This is a genomic window from Ralstonia pickettii (assembly GCF_000607165.1).
In the GTDB taxonomy this organism is placed as follows: Bacteria; Pseudomonadota; Gammaproteobacteria; order Burkholderiales; family Burkholderiaceae; genus Ralstonia; species Ralstonia holmesii.
Map to the genome: position 1 here is coordinate 112,377 of NZ_JFZG01000008.1, position 15,068 is coordinate 127,444.

Consider the following 15,068-nt stretch of genomic DNA (forward strand, 5'->3'; position numbering starts at 1 on the left):
TGGCCGATATTATGTCGCACGGATTCGGCCCCTCACCCATATGCCCCGCGTAACACGCTCCCTGCTGACCGCAATCGGCCTCGCGCTATCTGCGTGGGCGACTGCCATGGACGGCCCGCTGCCGGTGCCCGCCGACGGCGTGAAGCTGGAAGCGGCGACCACCACGTCGCCCAACATCCGGCTCGTCATTCCCGCCGAGGAAATCGACAAGCGGGCGCTGGCCGAATACCAGGGCATCATCGACAACGCGGCCCACGAAGGCGCGCTTGCGCCCGACAACGTGCCGGATCTGATCCGCATTCGCGGCATCGTCAGGCGGCTCACACCGCAGGCGCCGCGCTGGAACCCCGACGCCGCGCACTGGCAGTGGGAGGTCAACCTGATCGGCTCGTCGCAGGTGAATGCGTTCTGCATGCCCGGCGGAAAGATCGCCGTGTTCTCGGGGCTGCTCGAACAGTTCAAGCTGACGGACGACGAACTCGCCATGGCACTCGGCCACGAGATCGCCCACGCCCTGCGCGAACACGCCCGCGCCCGCGCCGGCCAGCGCGAGATCACCAACCTGGGCGCCAACGTCATCTCGCAATTGTTCGGCTTCGGCAACCGGGGCGACACGGACCTGGGCGAAGGCGCCAAGATGCACCTGCTGGCGTTCTCGCGTGCAGAGGAAACCGAGGCTGACCTGGTCGGCATGGACATCGCCTCCCGCGCCGGCTACGACCCGCGCGCCGCGCTCACGCTGTGGCAAAAGATGGGTTCGATCGGCGGCGCGGAGCAAAAGCAGTTTCTATCGACACACCCATCGGGGCGCACGCGCATGGCCGTGCTGTCGCGCCATTTGCCTGAAACGCTCACGCTGTTTGCCGATGCCCGGCATATGACGATGGCGAAGCTGCCGGAATATCGGTCGAACATGCAATATCTTGGCGCCGCGCCTGTTGATAATGGCGATGAGGCGCCGATGCGGCCGATGGTGCGGCGGTAATAATCGACAGTGGATTACCGCGATTCAGCCCAGACAAGCCATCCGGTTGCATCGCGATGCGCTCGAAACTCAATTGCGACAGCCAATTGCAAGGCGGCTCGACCGGAACGGCGGCCTATGACTTGGACGAACGTTGCTGGTGGGATGTAGATGGCCAACGTACGGTCAAGTGCGATATCAGCTACGCGTACAAGGGCACGGCGCCGACCACGTACCTGAAGAGCTTCTCGTACGTCACGAAGTCGGTCCAGTAAGCGCCGCGCATAACCTCACCGCTCAACCAGCCCCGCAGCCTTCCCCTGCCTCGCGGGGCTTGTTGTTTGTACGGCCACCCTCGCCCGTCGCGACAACGCCATCCCCGCCACCGTGGCGCCCAGGATCAGCACCGCGCCGCCTGTCTGCATGGGGCTGAACACCGTTGCTGACGGCCTGCTCGATTGCGGCGCATGGCTACGGGTTGCTCCCCACCGCAACAAACCCGTAAGCAGACGGGTCGCGCAACCGGCCATTCCTCTTTACGATGGCGCCTCACTCACATACGCGCGTGGGCGCCAACCTGGAGGAACCTGTGAGCCTGACCATCCTATGTTTGCTGGTGATCGTGGCAGCGGTGTGTGCGGCACGCGGCCGACGCCGGGCTGCGCGCGGGCTGGCGGTGGTCTCCGGCGTGCTGGTGATGGCGATCGGCTGCGGGCCGGTGCCGGCGTGGCTGCTGGATTCGCTGGAAAAGCCCTTCGAGAACGAGCCGCATATCCAATGGGGTGCTCGCAACGCCATCGTGCTGCTGGGCGCGGGCACGTTTCGCGTGGGTGACGCGGTCGAACCCGGGCTGTTCTCGTATCCGCGCCTGGTGGAAGCCGCGCAGTTGTACCAGGCGTGCCGCAAAGCCGACGGCGATTGCAAGATCCTCGTCAGCGGCGGCGATGCCCGTCATCACGGCGAGCCGGAAGCCACGGTATATGGCCGCGAACTCGTTGCCCTCGGCGTCGACAAGGCCGACGTGCTGATGGAGCCCAAGAGCATGAATACGTGGCAGAACGCCCAGTTCTCGCGCACGGTGCTTGCGCAATACGCGGCTGATCGCACAGTGCTCGTCTCGTCGGCCATCCATCTGCGGCGCAGCCTGCTGTATTTCACGCACTTCGGCATGGCGCCGGTTCCCGTGCGCGCCGACGATCTGCAGGCCGCGGCATCGCCCTTGCCGATGGCGTACAACTTCGCGCTGACAGATTTTGCGCTGCACGAGTGGATCGGCATCGCGCGCTATCACGTGTACAACGCCCTGGGCTGGAACCCTGCGCGCATCAACCCCGGCGACGCCTGATTCGACTCCACAACGCCCGCGCATTCGAAGCCGCACTCTAGTGCTTCCGGAGGGGAGCAAAAATCCGGCGCCGGCCTATACTTTGTGCATTGCAACATCCGGGCATCGCAATGCGCCATCTCGGCCGTATTGAAGCTCAACGCCTCATCACCATTGGCAAGTTCGCTTGCCACCACCCGCCCACCGGGCGCGGCCATCCCTGACGGGAATCGCTGACGATTCCTGCGCCAGCAAGCAGGCCGTTGCGTAAGCAGCGCGCCCGCCCCGCCAGCCACACCTCAGAAGCAAACCAACAAGCAAGGGGAACCCTCATGCCTCAAGTCACGGCAAGCAAGCTGCCGGTCAAACTGCTCGCGCTCGTCTTTGGCGCCATTGCGGCGCTGGCCATCGGGCGAACTTTCCTGCTGAACTGGCAGATCATTCCGCCCGGCTACACGGGCATCAAGATCAACCGGCTCGTCGATCGCGGCATCACGCATGAAAACGTCGTCACCGGCTTCGTCTTCTACAACCCCGTGCAGACGGCGATCATCCAGTACCCGACCTACGTGCAGCGCGTGATCTGGACGCAAGATGTGAATGAAGGCCACGCACTCAACGAAGAGCTGACGTTCAATACCAAGGACGCCGTGCCCGTGAACGTGGACGTGGCCGTCTCGTACCAGCTCGACCGCGACAAGGTGCCGGCGTTCTACACCAACTTCCGCGCCGATCACATCGAGACGTTCACGCACGGCTACCTGCGCGACACGGCACGCAACGTGATCGTCGCCATCGGCTCGGAATACAACTTCGACGACGTGAACGGCGGCAAGAAGGAAGAGTTCGTCGCTCGGCTGACCAACGAGCTGGACACGCGGCTTGCGCCGCTGGGCGTGTCGATCAAGCAGTTCGGCATTGTCGGCTCGCTGCGCCCGCCACGCTCGTTGCTCGATGCGGTGAGCGCCAAGACCAAGGCCATTCAGGATGCGATCCGCACCGAGAACGAAGTACGTTCCGCTCAGGCCGAAGCCAAGAAGAAGGTGGCGATTGCTGAAGGCGAGGCTGCTGCCAACCAAGCGCTGGCTTCGTCGCTGGATGACCGCCTGCTGGCGTGGGAACGCCTGAAGCTCGAACGTGCCGCCATCGAGAAATGGAACGGCGTGACGCCGAGCGTGATGGCGGGCGGCAATGGCGGTGGCATGCTGTTCAACATCCCGGCTGGCGCGCAAAGCAAATAAGTCGCGCCACCAAAGAAAAACGCGCCCGAAGGCGCGTTTTTCGTCTCAGCCCAGGCGGCAATCGATCAGCTCGCAAAACCCGGAGCCGCTTCGCGCACGGCGTGCTCGGCACCGGCTGCAGGAATCGGCGCTTCCACATGCAGGCTGGTCGCTTCATCCACGCCCAGATGCACGTTCATGCATTGCACTGCCGCCCCGGCCGCGCCCTTGCCCAGGTTATCCAGGCGCGCGGTGACGACCATGCGCTCGTCCGAGCCGAAGACGAACAGGTCGGCACGGTTGGTGTCGTTGGCGCCCTGCACATCGAAGAAGCCGTTGTCGAGCGTCGCAACATTGTCAGCCGGCGCCACGCGAATGAACTGCTCGCCCTGGTAGTAATCGGCCAACACCTTGGCGATGTCTGACGGGCTCACCTTGCGTGCCAAATGCTGCGGGTGCAGGCCGATCGTCACGGCCAGGCCCTTGAGGAAGTTGCCGACCACCGGCGTGAAGATCGGGGCGAGCGACAGCTTGCTCTGCACGCGCATCTCCGGCAGGTGCTTGTGTGCCAGTGCCAGCGCGTACGGGCGCGGGCTGTCGAGCTTCGGATTATTGGCGGCGAGGTAGTCGGCGATCATCGCCTTGCCGCCACCGCTGTAGCCCGTGAGCGAGAACGCGGTGACCGGGTAGTCGGCCGGCACGATGCCCGCTTCCACCAGCGGGCGCATCAGCAGCACGAAGGCGCTGGCGTGGCAGCCCGGCACGGCGATGCGCTTGGTGTTGCGCAGGCGCTCGCGCTGGCCCTTGGCCAATTCCGGCAAGCCGTAGACCCAGTCGTCCGACGTGCGGAATGCGGTGCTGGCGTCGATGATGCAGGTGTTCGGATTGTTGACCAGCGAGACGGCCTCGCGCGAGGCGACGTCCGGCAGGCACAGGAATGCGACATCGGCGGCATTCAGGAATTTGGCGCGCTCGGCTGAATCCTTGCGCTTGTCTTCGGCGATGCGCAGCAGCTCGATATCGTCGCGTTGCGACAGATAGTCGAGCAAGCGAAGGCCAGTGGTGCCTTCCTGACCGTCGACGAAAACCTTGAATGCCATGGCGATCTCGCTAAAAACAGAGGAGCAAAAAGCACAACGCCGGCCCCATGCCGGCGCGTGAGTTTTGCATTGTAGCGGCTGACGAAGAAATTTCTGCGGCAGCGCAATAAAGTGCTTACCAGTGCACCTTGGTGTCGTAGTCGATCGTCAGCGGCGCATGGTCGCTGAACTTGATGTCCTTGAAGATCGACGTGTGGCGCGCGGTGGCGGCAATACCCGGCGTGGCGATTTGGTAATCGATCCGCCACCCGACGTTCTTCGCGTAAGCCTGGCCGCGGTTGCTCCACCACGTGTACTGCTCGGGGCGCTGATCAAGCGTGCGGAACACGTCCACGTAGCCGACCTCGTCGAACAGCTTGGTCAGCCACGCGCGCTCTTCGGGCAGGCAGCCGGAGTTCTTCTGGTTGCCCTTCCAGTTCTTGATGTCGATTTCCTTGTGGACGATGTTGACGTCGCCGCACAGCACCACCTCACGGCCTTTTTCGTGGCGCAGGTCTTTGAGGTGATCCATAAACAGGTCCATGAAACGGAACTTGGCCTGCTGGCGCTCTTCGCCGCTGGAGCCCGACGGCACGTAGACCGAGATGATCGACAGCTTGCCGTAGCGGGCCTCGACGTAGCGGCCTTCGGCGTCGAACTCGCCGTTATCGAAACCGACGATGACTTCGTCCGGCTTGTGGCGCGTGTACAGGCCTGCGCCGCTGTAGCCTTTCTTCACCGCGTGCTGGAACACGCCGTGGTAGCCGTGCGGCGCCAGGAATTCAGGGGTCATGTCGTCTTGCGCGCATTTCAATTCCTGCACGCAGACGAAATCGGCGTCCTGCTTGCCCATCCAATCGAAAAAGCCTTTGCTGGCAGCGGAGCGAACGCCGTTGAGGTTGGCGGAAATGATGCGTAACATGGCGGGACTTTTTTGCAGACCAGAGAAAAAAGATGAGCCAAAACAGCGAGTTGCGCCAATCCTTCATCCGCTTTGCGGTGGAAGCCGGCGTGCTGTCGTTCGGGGAATTCGTGACCAAGGCGGGGCGGACGTCGCCCTATTTCTTCAACGCCGGCAAGTTCGCAGACGGCGCCCTGCTGGGCCAAGTCGCGCAATTCTATGCGAAAACCCTGCTGGATTCGGGTGTCGAGTTCGACATGCTGTTCGGGCCGGCCTACAAGGGCATCACGCTCGCGTCGGCCACCGCCGTTGCGCTGGCAGGCCTCGGCCGCAATGTGGGCTTTGCGTACAACCGCAAGGAAGCCAAGGACCACGGCGAAGGCGGCAGCCTGGTCGGCGCGAAGCTGCAGGGGCGCGTGGTGATCGTCGATGACGTGATTTCTGCCGGTACCTCGGTGCGCGAGTCGGTTGAGCTGATTCGCGCCGCTGGCGCGACACCGGCTGCCGTGCTGATCCTGATGGATCGGATGGAGCGCAGCGGCAATGCTGTGGATATCGGCGAGCGCTCTGCGGTGCAGGAGGTGCAAGCGCAGTATGGAATGCCGGTGGTGTCGATTGCCAACCTGGATGACTTGCTGGGTTATCTGGATGGGGCTGGCGACCCGGCGCTGGCTGGCTACCGTGAAAAGGCTGCGGCCTACCGGGACAAATACGGCGTTAGCGCGATCTGACGCGTTTTGCTGTGCTGTTGGGAAACCCCGGTTGATGGACTTCGCCGGGGTTTTGTTTTTTGTGGTTCATAAACCCACAACCCAACACCCTACTCGATCTTCAACCCCGAATACGCCGGATTCCCAGCCGGATACTCCGGCTTCAACCGCTCCATCACCGCCAGCAGAATCTCCGCCACCATCAGGCTGCGGTGCGACTTGGAATTCGCCGGAATAATGTGCCAGGGCGCGTGCGGGGTGGCCGTAGCATTGATGGCGTCTTCGTAGGCGGCCATGTAGTCGTCCCAGAGCTTGCGGTCTTCAATATCCGCCATCCCGAGCTTCCAGTGCTTCTGCGGATCGTCGATGCGCTCCTGCAGCCGGTCGCGCTGCTCATCCTTGGAGATATGCAAAAAGCACTTGACGATGGTGGTACCGGTCTCGGCCAGCATCTGCTCGAACGCGTTGATGTGAGCGTAGCGGCGCTTGCACTCGGCGGCGTCGATATCTCCATGCACGCGAGTGACCAGCACATCTTCGTAATGGCTGCGATTGAAGATGACGATCTCGCCAGCGGCCGGCACCTCCGCATGGATGCGCCAGAGGAAGTCGTGCGCCAGCTCCAGGGGCGTCGGCACCTTGAAGCCCTTTACGCGCAGGCCGAGCGGGTCGAGCGCACGGAACACGGTGCGTACCGTGCCATCCTTGCCCGCGGTATCCATGCCTTGCAGCACGACCAACAGCTTGCGCCGGTGCTCAGCATAGAAAATGTCCTGGAGTGCCTCAATGCGCGCAGACAGTTCGGCCAGCCGCGCCAGGTCGCCCGCCTTACTGCCCGTGGTGCACGGCTTGGCGGCAGGATCAAACTTGGCAATCTTGAACTTGCTGCTGCCGTCGAAATACCAGGAGTCAATCGGGTTCTTGCCGCTGGATGCCACGGTATCTCCTTGTTGGCTTGTTGCTCTGGCGTAGGCGGCAGGCCGCCGCGCGGAATCCGGGGTATCAATGCGCGGCGGCGGTCAGCTTGAGCGCATCCAGGTCCAGCGTGCCTTCAAAGACGGTTGTGGCGGGGCCCGTCATCATGACCGGCCGGCCAACGCCCGCCCAGGCGATGGTCAAATCGCCGCCATGTGTGGCCACCTTGACGGGCGAATCGATCAGGCCACGGCGGATGCCGGCCACCACCGCTGCGCACGCGCCGGTTCCACAGGCGAGCGTCTCGCCCGCCCCGCGCTCGTACACGCGCAGGCGCACGGAATGGCGATCGACGATCTGCATGAAACCCGCATTCACGCGACGTGGAAACACGGCATGCGATTCGATCAGGGGGCCGTCTTCCAGCACGGGAAAGGCCTCCGTGTCGTCGACAATCTGCACGGCGTGCGGATTGCCCATCGACACGGTCGACAGCCATTCAGTGCGGCCGTTGATTTGCAGGGCGTGCTGCGTGTCGTCGCCTTCGATGCGGGTGGGCAGACCCTCGGGCAGGAACGGCAGGCGTGCCGCCTCGAACACCGGTGCGCCCATGTCGACGGTCACTTGGCCATCGTCCTGCATTGTCAGCGTGGCGATGCCGTTCATGACTTCCACGCGCACGGTGCGCTTATCGGTCAAACCCCGGTCGGTGACGAACTTGACGAAGCAGCGGGCGCCATTGCCGCAGTGCTCCACCTCACCGCCATCGTGGTTGAAGATGCGGTAACGGAAATCGACATCGGGCCGTGTCGAACGCTCGACCAGCAGGAGTTGGTCCGCCCCCACGCCAAAGTGGCGGTCGGCAATGGCAGCCCATTGCTCGGGCGTGAAGTCGATCGGGGTCTGGATGCCGTCGAGCACGACAAAGTCGTTGCCCGCGCCGTGCATCTTGGTGAAGTGCAGTTTCATGGCTGGCCGCACAGATGCGGCGATGAGCGTTCGGAAAACGCCCATTCTAAAGCGAGCCGGCCCCGGTTGCCCCGGCCGGCTCCCGGCATCAGTAAATGCCCGGCATGCCCTCGGGACGGTGCTTGAAGCGCTTGTGCACCCAGTAATACTCGGTGATGCGCGGGCGAATGGCGTCTTCAAAGAAGGCATTCATCCGGCGCGTGTCGGCGGTCAGATCGCCGGTGGGGTAGTTCTCCCACGCGGGCAGGATGCGCAGCGCATAGCCCTCGTAATTGGGCAGGATCTCGGTGTACATCGGGATGACCTTGGCGCCAGTCATCGACGCCATGCGCGGGATGGCGTTGAGCGTGAGCGCCGGCACGCCGAAGAATGGCACGAACTCAGAATCACGCTCGCCGAAATCCATGTCGGAGATGAGCTGCAGCGCCTCGCCGCGCTTGATGGTGCGCATGATCTGGCGGATGTTTTCGTTGCGCGACACCATGGTCGCGCCAAAGCGGCTGCGCAGCGCCTTGATGGCGTCGTCGAGCACCGGGTTGGCCATGCGCGTGTACAGCGAGCAGCCCGCGTTGCCGACGTGCGTGCGCAGGTAGTCTGTCAGCGCCAGCGCGCCGATCTCTACGCCCGACAGATGCAGCGTGACGAGAATGTGTGGCTGGCCGTGCAATGCCGGCAGATTGGCCTGGTCGTCGATCTTCACCACGCGCATCAGGCGTTCTTCCGATGCGAACCAGGCAAACGAGCGCTCGGCAAAGCTGCGAAAGACCTTGCGGAAGACATCGTGCGCCATGGCTTCACGCTCGGCGTCGGACTTCTCGGGAAAGCAGGCGCGCAAGTTGGCCAGCACCACGCGGCGGCGGCCATTGGGAATGCGGTACAGCAGCCCGCCCAGGCTTTCGCCAAAACGCGCGACAAAACCGTACGGCAGGAAGGACAGCAGCCATAAAAAGCCGAGTCCGAATTTGGCAGAGAAACGTTCCATAAAGGCAGCAGTGTCAGGCAGCGGGCGGAGCGTCCGCGCCCTTGGGATGCTTGTAGCGGTTATAGCCCCAGAGATATTGCGTCGGCGCCACGGCAATCAACTGTTCGATGGCGGCATTGATGAGGGTGGCAGCTTGCGTGGCGTCTTCGGGCAGATCGCCGAGCTCATGCATGTGCAAGCGATAGCCGGCGCCGCGCGGCAGCCGTTCGGCAAACAGTGCCACGACGGGCGCACCTGTCAGCCGATGCAAACGGTGCACCAGCGTCATCGTATAGGCAGGCTTGCCGAAGAACGGCGCCCATACACCTTCGCCGCCGGTGGGCGTCTGGTCGGGCAGGATGCCAACGGCCTCGCCGCGCTTGAGTGCACGCACCAGCATGCGCACGCCGCGCGGATCAGCCGGGGCCATGTGCATGTTAGGCCCCTTGCGCATGTTCTCGATCCAGGTGCGCAGGCTCTCCTTGCGCGGCGGCTTGAACAGCGATGTGACCGGATGCTCGCGCGCATAGGCCTGCGGCAAGACCTCGAAGCAGCCCAAATGCGGCGTGAGGAAGATCAGGCCGCGCCCATCTGCAAGCGCGCGCTCAACAGCTTCTCGGCAAACGTCGAACAGGTACGGAGCAACGTCCGCCCCGTTCTTGCGCACCCAGAAGTACGGCATCTCGAACACCATCCGTCCGGCAGAGCGCCCCGCCTCTTTGAGCATGGCGGGCGTGACGTCGGGATAGGCGTGGCGGAAGTTGGCGATGAGCCGGTCGCGATAGCGGCCAGGCACCTTGGCGGCTACCGCTCCCAGCCAGCCGCCCAGCGCCTGCAGCACTGACAGAGGCAGGCGAGAAAACAGCCAGTAGAGGAAGGTCATGCGTGCGTACGCTGCAATGTGTTGGTCGCAGTCGACAGGGGAACAGGGTCTTGGCAGGCCTTGCTGCGGCCCCGAAAAGTGCCGCGTATAATAGCGCGATTCGCCGAGTTAACTGACAACTTGCGGGGCGAATCCTTGCTTGGCCACAAACCTCGGCAAGGTTGCTAAATACCGCTAAAGCGTCGCCGGCCGTGGCTTAACGGATTGGCAACGTGATAGCCAATCTGGAGCTAACAGCCGTGTCAAACGACTTCCTCTTCACCTCGGAGTCGGTCTCCGAGGGCCATCCCGACAAGGTCGCCGACCAGATTTCCGACGCCATCCTGGACGCCATCCTCGCCCAGGACAAATATGCGCGCGTCGCGGCAGAAACGCTGTGCAACACCGGCCTGGTGGTGCTCGCGGGTGAAATCACCACGACGGCCAATGTCGACTACATCCACGTTGCGCGCGAAACCATCAAGCGCATCGGCTACGACAACACCGAATACGGCATCGACTACAAGGGCTGTGCCGTCCTCGTCGCTTACGACAAGCAATCGCCCGACATCGCCCAGGGCGTCGACCGCGCATCGGACGACTACCTGAACCAGGGCGCCGGCGACCAGGGTCTGATGTTCGGCTACGCGTGCGATGAAACGCCCGAGCTGATGCCTTTCCCGATCTACTACGCACACCGTCTGGTCGAGCGCCAGTCGCAACTGCGCCGCGACGGCCGCCTGCCCTGGCTGCGCCCGGACGCCAAGTCGCAGGTGACGGTGCGCTATGTGGATGGCAAGCCGCACAGCGTGGATACCGTGGTGCTGTCCACCCAGCACGCGCCGGAGATGTCGCAAGAGGCCATCCGCGAAGCCGTGATCGAAGAGATCATCAAGCCGGTGCTGCCCTCGCACATGCTGGCTGACACCAAATACCTGGTGAACCCGACCGGCCGCTTCGTCATCGGCGGCCCGCAAGGCGACTGCGGCCTGACCGGCCGCAAGATCATCGTCGATACGTACGGCGGCGCGGCCCCGCACGGCGGCGGCGCGTTCTCGGGCAAGGACCCGTCGAAGGTCGACCGTTCGGCCGCCTATGCTGCGCGCTACGTGGCCAAGAACGTGGTGGCCGCCGGCCTGGCGCGCCAGTGCCAGGTGCAGGTGAGCTACGCGATTGGCGTGGCACGCCCGATCAACATCACGGTGTACACGGAAGGCACGGGCGTGATCCCGGACGAGCAGATCGCCAAGCTCGTCCAGGAGCATTTCGACCTGCGCCCGAAGGGCATCGTGCAGATGCTGGACCTGCTGCGCCCGATCTACGAAAAGACCGCCGCGTACGGCCACTTCGGCCGCGAAGAACCGGAGTTCAGCTGGGAAGCCACCGACAAGGCCCTGCTGCTGCGCGAAGCAGCTGGCCTGGCAGGTGAGCCGGCCAAGGCGCTTGCCTGAGCCAGCGCTCGCATCAAAGAAAACCGCCCTCCGGGGCGGTTTTTGTTGGGCGCTACGCTCGCTCATTGATGCGTAACACGGAAAGCCGTCCACTCCCGCGATTTGGCATAGCGCGACTGAATGCCCTGGCGCAATTCGGCGCTGCTGGCGTACTGGAACAGCCCGTTCTCGATGTCATAGAACAAGTGCCGGCCGGCGCGCGTGTCGACTGCCATTGCATGCGTTTCATCGGCAATCCAATACACGCCGGGCGTGCCGACCACCGTATCCAGCATGGTACCCAGCGCGACATCGTCCGCCACGCGCGTACCGTTCAGCTCCAGGTTGTGCAGCAGGTTCAGCACGTCCTGCCCATTGCCGTTCGGATCCCAGCGATATTTGACCTGCAGAATGCCGGCGCGCAGCTTGCTCGGGTCGGAATCCTTGGGCGCGATCGCAGCGTCCAGCGTGTTCTTGCACCAGAGCGCGCTGGCGGCTGCGCACCAGCCCAGGCGGCGTTCGGTGTCGGTACCGCCGCCCTCCGTCTGCAGGCTCGAATAGTTGTTGTGCGATGTGTAGAGCGTCTGTTCTGCCATGATGTGGCCTCGTCATCCATGAGCGTGAAGTACCGGCATGCGCGCCGGCGCACCGCAAGGAAACGCCCCCACGGCAAGACCCACTCTAGGGACGCCAATGCAGCGCCGGTATGCGCCGCACGTGCCCAACCACGCCCCATGGCGGGCGGCACGGGCCCAAGATCACGGCAGGCAATTGCGCAATTTCGATCAGGCGCAGCAAGCCTGTCGGCGATACCGTATCGCCACCCAGGAGCCACCGCATTGACCACCGCCACCGACCGCTACCTCGCCCGCTTCCGCGCCGTGCTTGCACACATCGACGCGCATCTGGAAGACACGCTGGACGTGGACGCACTGGCCGAGGTGGCCGCGTTTTCCAGGTACCACTTTCACCGCCAGTTTTCGCTGCTGTTCGGCATGAACGTCGGGCGCTATGTGCAGTTGCTGCGCCTGAAGCGCGCCGCGCATCAACTCGCCTATCGCGACGATGCGCGGATCACCGACATCGCGCTGGCGTGCGGATACGAAGGGCCGGAAGCATTTGCGCGGGCGTTCCGCAGGCAGGCGGGGCAGTCGCCGTCGGCATTTCGGGCGGCGCCGCAGTGGGCGTCCTGGGCCACCGATCTACAGGCGCTGCGCGCCCTCAGGAGCCAACACATGCCCGCACAACCGCAACCCCATTCCGTCGAGATCGTCGAACGCGAGGCCGTGCCCGTCGCGGCCATCGCGCACCGCGGCGATCCCGCGCGCCTGGGCCAGACCATCCGCACGTTCATCGCCTGGCGCCGCGAGCATCGGCTGCACCCCAGCGTTTCGGCCACGTACAACATCGTCTACGACAACCCCGACGATGTGCCGCCCGAGGCGTTCCGCATGGACATCTGCGCGGCCACGCCCGCACCGGTTGCGCCCAATGAAGCGGGCGTAGCGAGCACAACGCTGGCAGGCGGCCGCTACGCCGTGCTGCGCCACACGGGCTCTGACGATACGCTCGGCCAGAGCGTTGCGTACCTGTATGCCGATTGGCTGCCCGCCAGCGGCGAGGAATTGCGCGACGCGCCGTTGCTGTTCCAGCGCGTGCGCTTCTACCCCGACGTGCCCGAGCACGCAGCCGTGACGGACGTGCTGCTGCCGCTCAGGTAAGCGATCAGGCGTCCAGGTGGATCTGGATGCCGGTGGCCGTATAGATGGCCGTGGCCTTGAAGCCATCCACAACCACCGACGAGAACTGGCGGTTGCTGCCCGCGCCATCCACCACGGCGATGGTGTCGCCCACCTTGGGCGTGTAGCCGTTCACGAACTTCACGTGCAGCGTGCCGCCGGCAATCGTGGTGAGGCCCGCCACGCTCAGCTTGCCCTGACCGTTCGGGCCGATGGCCAGATCCAGCGTGGTGCCCTGCAGTTGCGTGAACTTGCCCGCAATGGCCACCGCCGCCGGCGCCTTGACGGCCAGCGTACCGGCGCCCACGTACACATCGCCCGTGCCGAACGCGTTGGCCGAATCGGCTTCCAGCACGCCACCCGCGACCTGCGTGCCGCCGGTGTAGGTGTTGGCGCCGGCCAGACGCAACGTGCCGCTGCCTTGTAGCGAGAGCTTGCCTGCGCCGGAGATGGCGTTGCGCCACGTATCAGCCGTGTTGAAACCGCCTTGCGTTGCATCCATCGACACGATCACGTTGCCGTTGAACGCGCCATAGCCGTCCGCGGCAGCGAACAGGTTGAGGCGGCCCCAACCTTCAGCGTCGTCGAGCACGGGGTAGCCGGAAGCCAGCTCCGTTGTCTTGAGCACCACGCGGCGCTGATCAGCACTCAGGTACGGGAAGCGCGTTTCCAGCAGCACCTCGGCGCCCTTGGGCACCACCGGCGCCAGCGTCGTCGCGCCGATCTGCGTGAAGCCAAAGGTCATGCGGCGCGTGAAATTGGCCTGGTTGGTGGCGTAGTCGGCAAAGCGGTCGGTGGCGAGCGTGCCGGACTGGGCCAGCGCCGGGAAGCTGGTGGCATCCGTGCCCGTCTGCGCCATCAGCGCGGTGTGCGCCTGCGAGAAGGCCGCCGCCTTGAGCGTGGCGTTGGCCGGGTCCGCCAGGTTGGCTGCGGCCGCAGCAATGCCGATCATGCGGCCGGACATCACGTCCAGCGGCGAATGCATGCCGGCCAGGATGCGGTTCTCGCCCAGCTCCATCCCGCGCGCCACGATCTGCTGGAAGCGTTCAGGCACCAGATACGCCATCGCCACGGTATCGCGCACGGCTTCGGCCGAGTGGCCGCTGATGAAGCCGCCGTCGGTCGTGGGCGTCGGGCTCTCGGCCGGCACCAGCGTCGGCACGACGACAACGCTGCTGCTCCAGCGGTATGGCCGCGCGTATTTGTAGAAGCGCTTGGAAGGCTCGGTGGAAGCGTTGTTGCCCACCGTGTTGATCAGGTCGACGACCTTGCCGAAGGCGGTATTGCCGCCCGAGGTGCCCACGCCCGTGTTGTTGCCGCTGTCGTTGTAGAGCACCGTGGTCGCATCGGCCGGCACGGTGGTGATGGACGTGGTCTGCTGCGCCAGCGCGCGCCACGCGGTGGTCAGCGGCCCCATGCCGTCGCTCACGCTGTAGCCCTTGCCGCGGCGGTCGTCAAAGTACGCTGCGTCGGCCTGGGCCTGCGTGCGGTTGGTGGTGGCGTTCACCACGTACTGAACGTTTGCGTTCAAGACCGGCAGGTTGAGCTGCGTGCCACCAGCCGAGCCGTCGTTGGGCAGACCCGTCCACGTGGACGCGACCACCGCCGGGAACGAGCCATTGGCCGGCGCGCTCACCCCCGCATCCACGATTTCCGTGAGCGGCTGCCACAGGTCGAGAAAACGCGTGAACAGGCGCACACCGGCGTTGGTGCCGAGCGTGGCGTAGCGCGCATCGCCGCGCTGGTTGGTGGAGATGTTGTCGACGAACGCCGGTACGCCAGTGGCCACCGCCGCCGTGTCGACAAAGCCCGGGTCTGCCGGCGGCGCGGGAATGGCCTGGGTGGTGGCAACTGGCGTGCCATTGTTGGGCGTGTCATCACCGCCGCCGCACGCCGTAAGCGCGAGGGCGCCAAAAAGCGCAACGAGGCTGGAGCAAAGACGCGGGCGGGAAAATGCAGGGCGAGCGGTGAAGGACATGGTGCGACGGGCTTGC

At 64.5% G+C, this 15,068-nt stretch carries 15 protein-coding genes; 7 read left to right on the forward strand and 8 right to left on the reverse strand.

What is annotated here, in order from left to right:
• Positions 1-40: 40 nt before the first annotated feature.
• From BG83_RS0111970 to BG83_RS0111990, 4 genes are all read left to right on the forward strand, one after another.
• Positions 41-985, forward strand: a complete 945-nt coding sequence (locus BG83_RS0111970; protein WP_024976945.1) for a M48 family metallopeptidase — start codon at positions 41-43, stop codon at positions 983-985.
• A 56-nt stretch (positions 986-1,041) separates the two neighbouring features.
• On the forward strand, positions 1,042-1,239 hold the full coding sequence (locus tag BG83_RS0111975; protein ID WP_024976946.1) for a hypothetical protein: 198 nt from the start codon (positions 1,042-1,044) through the stop codon (positions 1,237-1,239).
• Between the two features lie 314 nt (positions 1,240-1,553).
• Positions 1,554-2,309 carry a YdcF family protein gene (locus BG83_RS0111985; protein WP_024976947.1) on the forward strand — a complete coding sequence of 252 codons (756 nt, stop codon included), beginning with the start codon at positions 1,554-1,556 and terminating at the stop codon, positions 2,307-2,309.
• Positions 2,310-2,620: 311 nt separating this feature from the next.
• Positions 2,621-3,529 (forward strand): prohibitin family protein, encoded by a 909-nt coding sequence (locus BG83_RS0111990; RefSeq protein WP_024976948.1) that lies wholly within the window; start codon positions 2,621-2,623, stop codon positions 3,527-3,529.
• Between the two features lie 65 nt (positions 3,530-3,594).
• Here BG83_RS0111990 and argC read toward each other — a convergent pair whose 3' ends face one another.
• Entirely contained in the window at positions 3,595-4,608 is a 1,014-nt protein-coding gene (gene argC / locus BG83_RS0111995; RefSeq protein WP_024976949.1) for an N-acetyl-gamma-glutamyl-phosphate reductase, read from the reverse strand.
• A gap of 115 nt (positions 4,609-4,723) precedes the next feature.
• A complete protein-coding gene (locus BG83_RS0112000; protein WP_024976950.1) occupies positions 4,724-5,509 on the reverse strand; it encodes an exodeoxyribonuclease III in 786 nt (261 codons plus the stop codon).
• Between the two features lie 32 nt (positions 5,510-5,541).
• On the opposite strand from BG83_RS0112000, the gene pyrE reads away from it, so the two are divergent.
• Positions 5,542-6,219: an orotate phosphoribosyltransferase gene (gene pyrE, locus BG83_RS0112005; protein WP_024976951.1), complete on the forward strand. Its 678-nt coding sequence runs from the start codon at positions 5,542-5,544 to the stop codon at positions 6,217-6,219.
• 89 nt (positions 6,220-6,308) lie between these two features.
• On the opposite strand, the gene BG83_RS0112010 is transcribed toward pyrE, so the two are convergent.
• The 4 genes from BG83_RS0112010 to BG83_RS0112025 form a co-directional block, all read right to left on the reverse strand.
• Positions 6,309-7,136, reverse strand: a complete 828-nt coding sequence (locus tag BG83_RS0112010) for a polyphosphate kinase 2 family protein (protein ID WP_024976952.1) — start codon at positions 7,134-7,136, stop codon at positions 6,309-6,311.
• A gap of 64 nt (positions 7,137-7,200) precedes the next feature.
• The gene (gene dapF / locus BG83_RS0112015; protein ID WP_024976953.1) at positions 7,201-8,082 is read right to left on the reverse strand and encodes a diaminopimelate epimerase; all 882 of its coding nucleotides are present in this window, start codon (positions 8,080-8,082) and stop codon (positions 7,201-7,203) included.
• Between the two features lie 88 nt (positions 8,083-8,170).
• Positions 8,171-9,064 (reverse strand): lipid A biosynthesis lauroyl acyltransferase, encoded by an 894-nt coding sequence (locus BG83_RS0112020; protein WP_024976954.1) that lies wholly within the window; start codon positions 9,062-9,064, stop codon positions 8,171-8,173.
• 13 nt (positions 9,065-9,077) lie between these two features.
• The gene (locus tag BG83_RS0112025) at positions 9,078-9,926 is read right to left on the reverse strand and encodes a lysophospholipid acyltransferase family protein (RefSeq protein ID WP_024976955.1); all 849 of its coding nucleotides are present in this window, start codon (positions 9,924-9,926) and stop codon (positions 9,078-9,080) included.
• 239 nt (positions 9,927-10,165) lie between these two features.
• Between BG83_RS0112025 and metK the strand changes: the two genes are divergently transcribed.
• Positions 10,166-11,356: a methionine adenosyltransferase gene (metK, locus tag BG83_RS0112030; RefSeq protein WP_024976956.1), complete on the forward strand. Its 1,191-nt coding sequence runs from the start codon at positions 10,166-10,168 to the stop codon at positions 11,354-11,356.
• A 62-nt stretch (positions 11,357-11,418) separates the two neighbouring features.
• Here metK and BG83_RS0112035 read toward each other — a convergent pair whose 3' ends face one another.
• Positions 11,419-11,931 (reverse strand): hypothetical protein, encoded by a 513-nt coding sequence (locus tag BG83_RS0112035; protein ID WP_024976957.1) that lies wholly within the window; start codon positions 11,929-11,931, stop codon positions 11,419-11,421.
• Between the two features lie 243 nt (positions 11,932-12,174).
• On the opposite strand from BG83_RS0112035, the gene BG83_RS0112045 reads away from it, so the two are divergent.
• On the forward strand, positions 12,175-13,056 hold the full coding sequence (locus tag BG83_RS0112045) for an AraC family transcriptional regulator (protein ID WP_037031830.1): 882 nt from the start codon (positions 12,175-12,177) through the stop codon (positions 13,054-13,056).
• Between the two features lie 4 nt (positions 13,057-13,060).
• On the opposite strand, the gene BG83_RS27770 is transcribed toward BG83_RS0112045, so the two are convergent.
• A complete protein-coding gene (locus BG83_RS27770; RefSeq protein WP_037031832.1) occupies positions 13,061-15,052 on the reverse strand; it encodes a phosphatase PAP2 family protein in 1,992 nt (663 codons plus the stop codon).
• Positions 15,053-15,068: the final 16 nt, after the last annotated feature.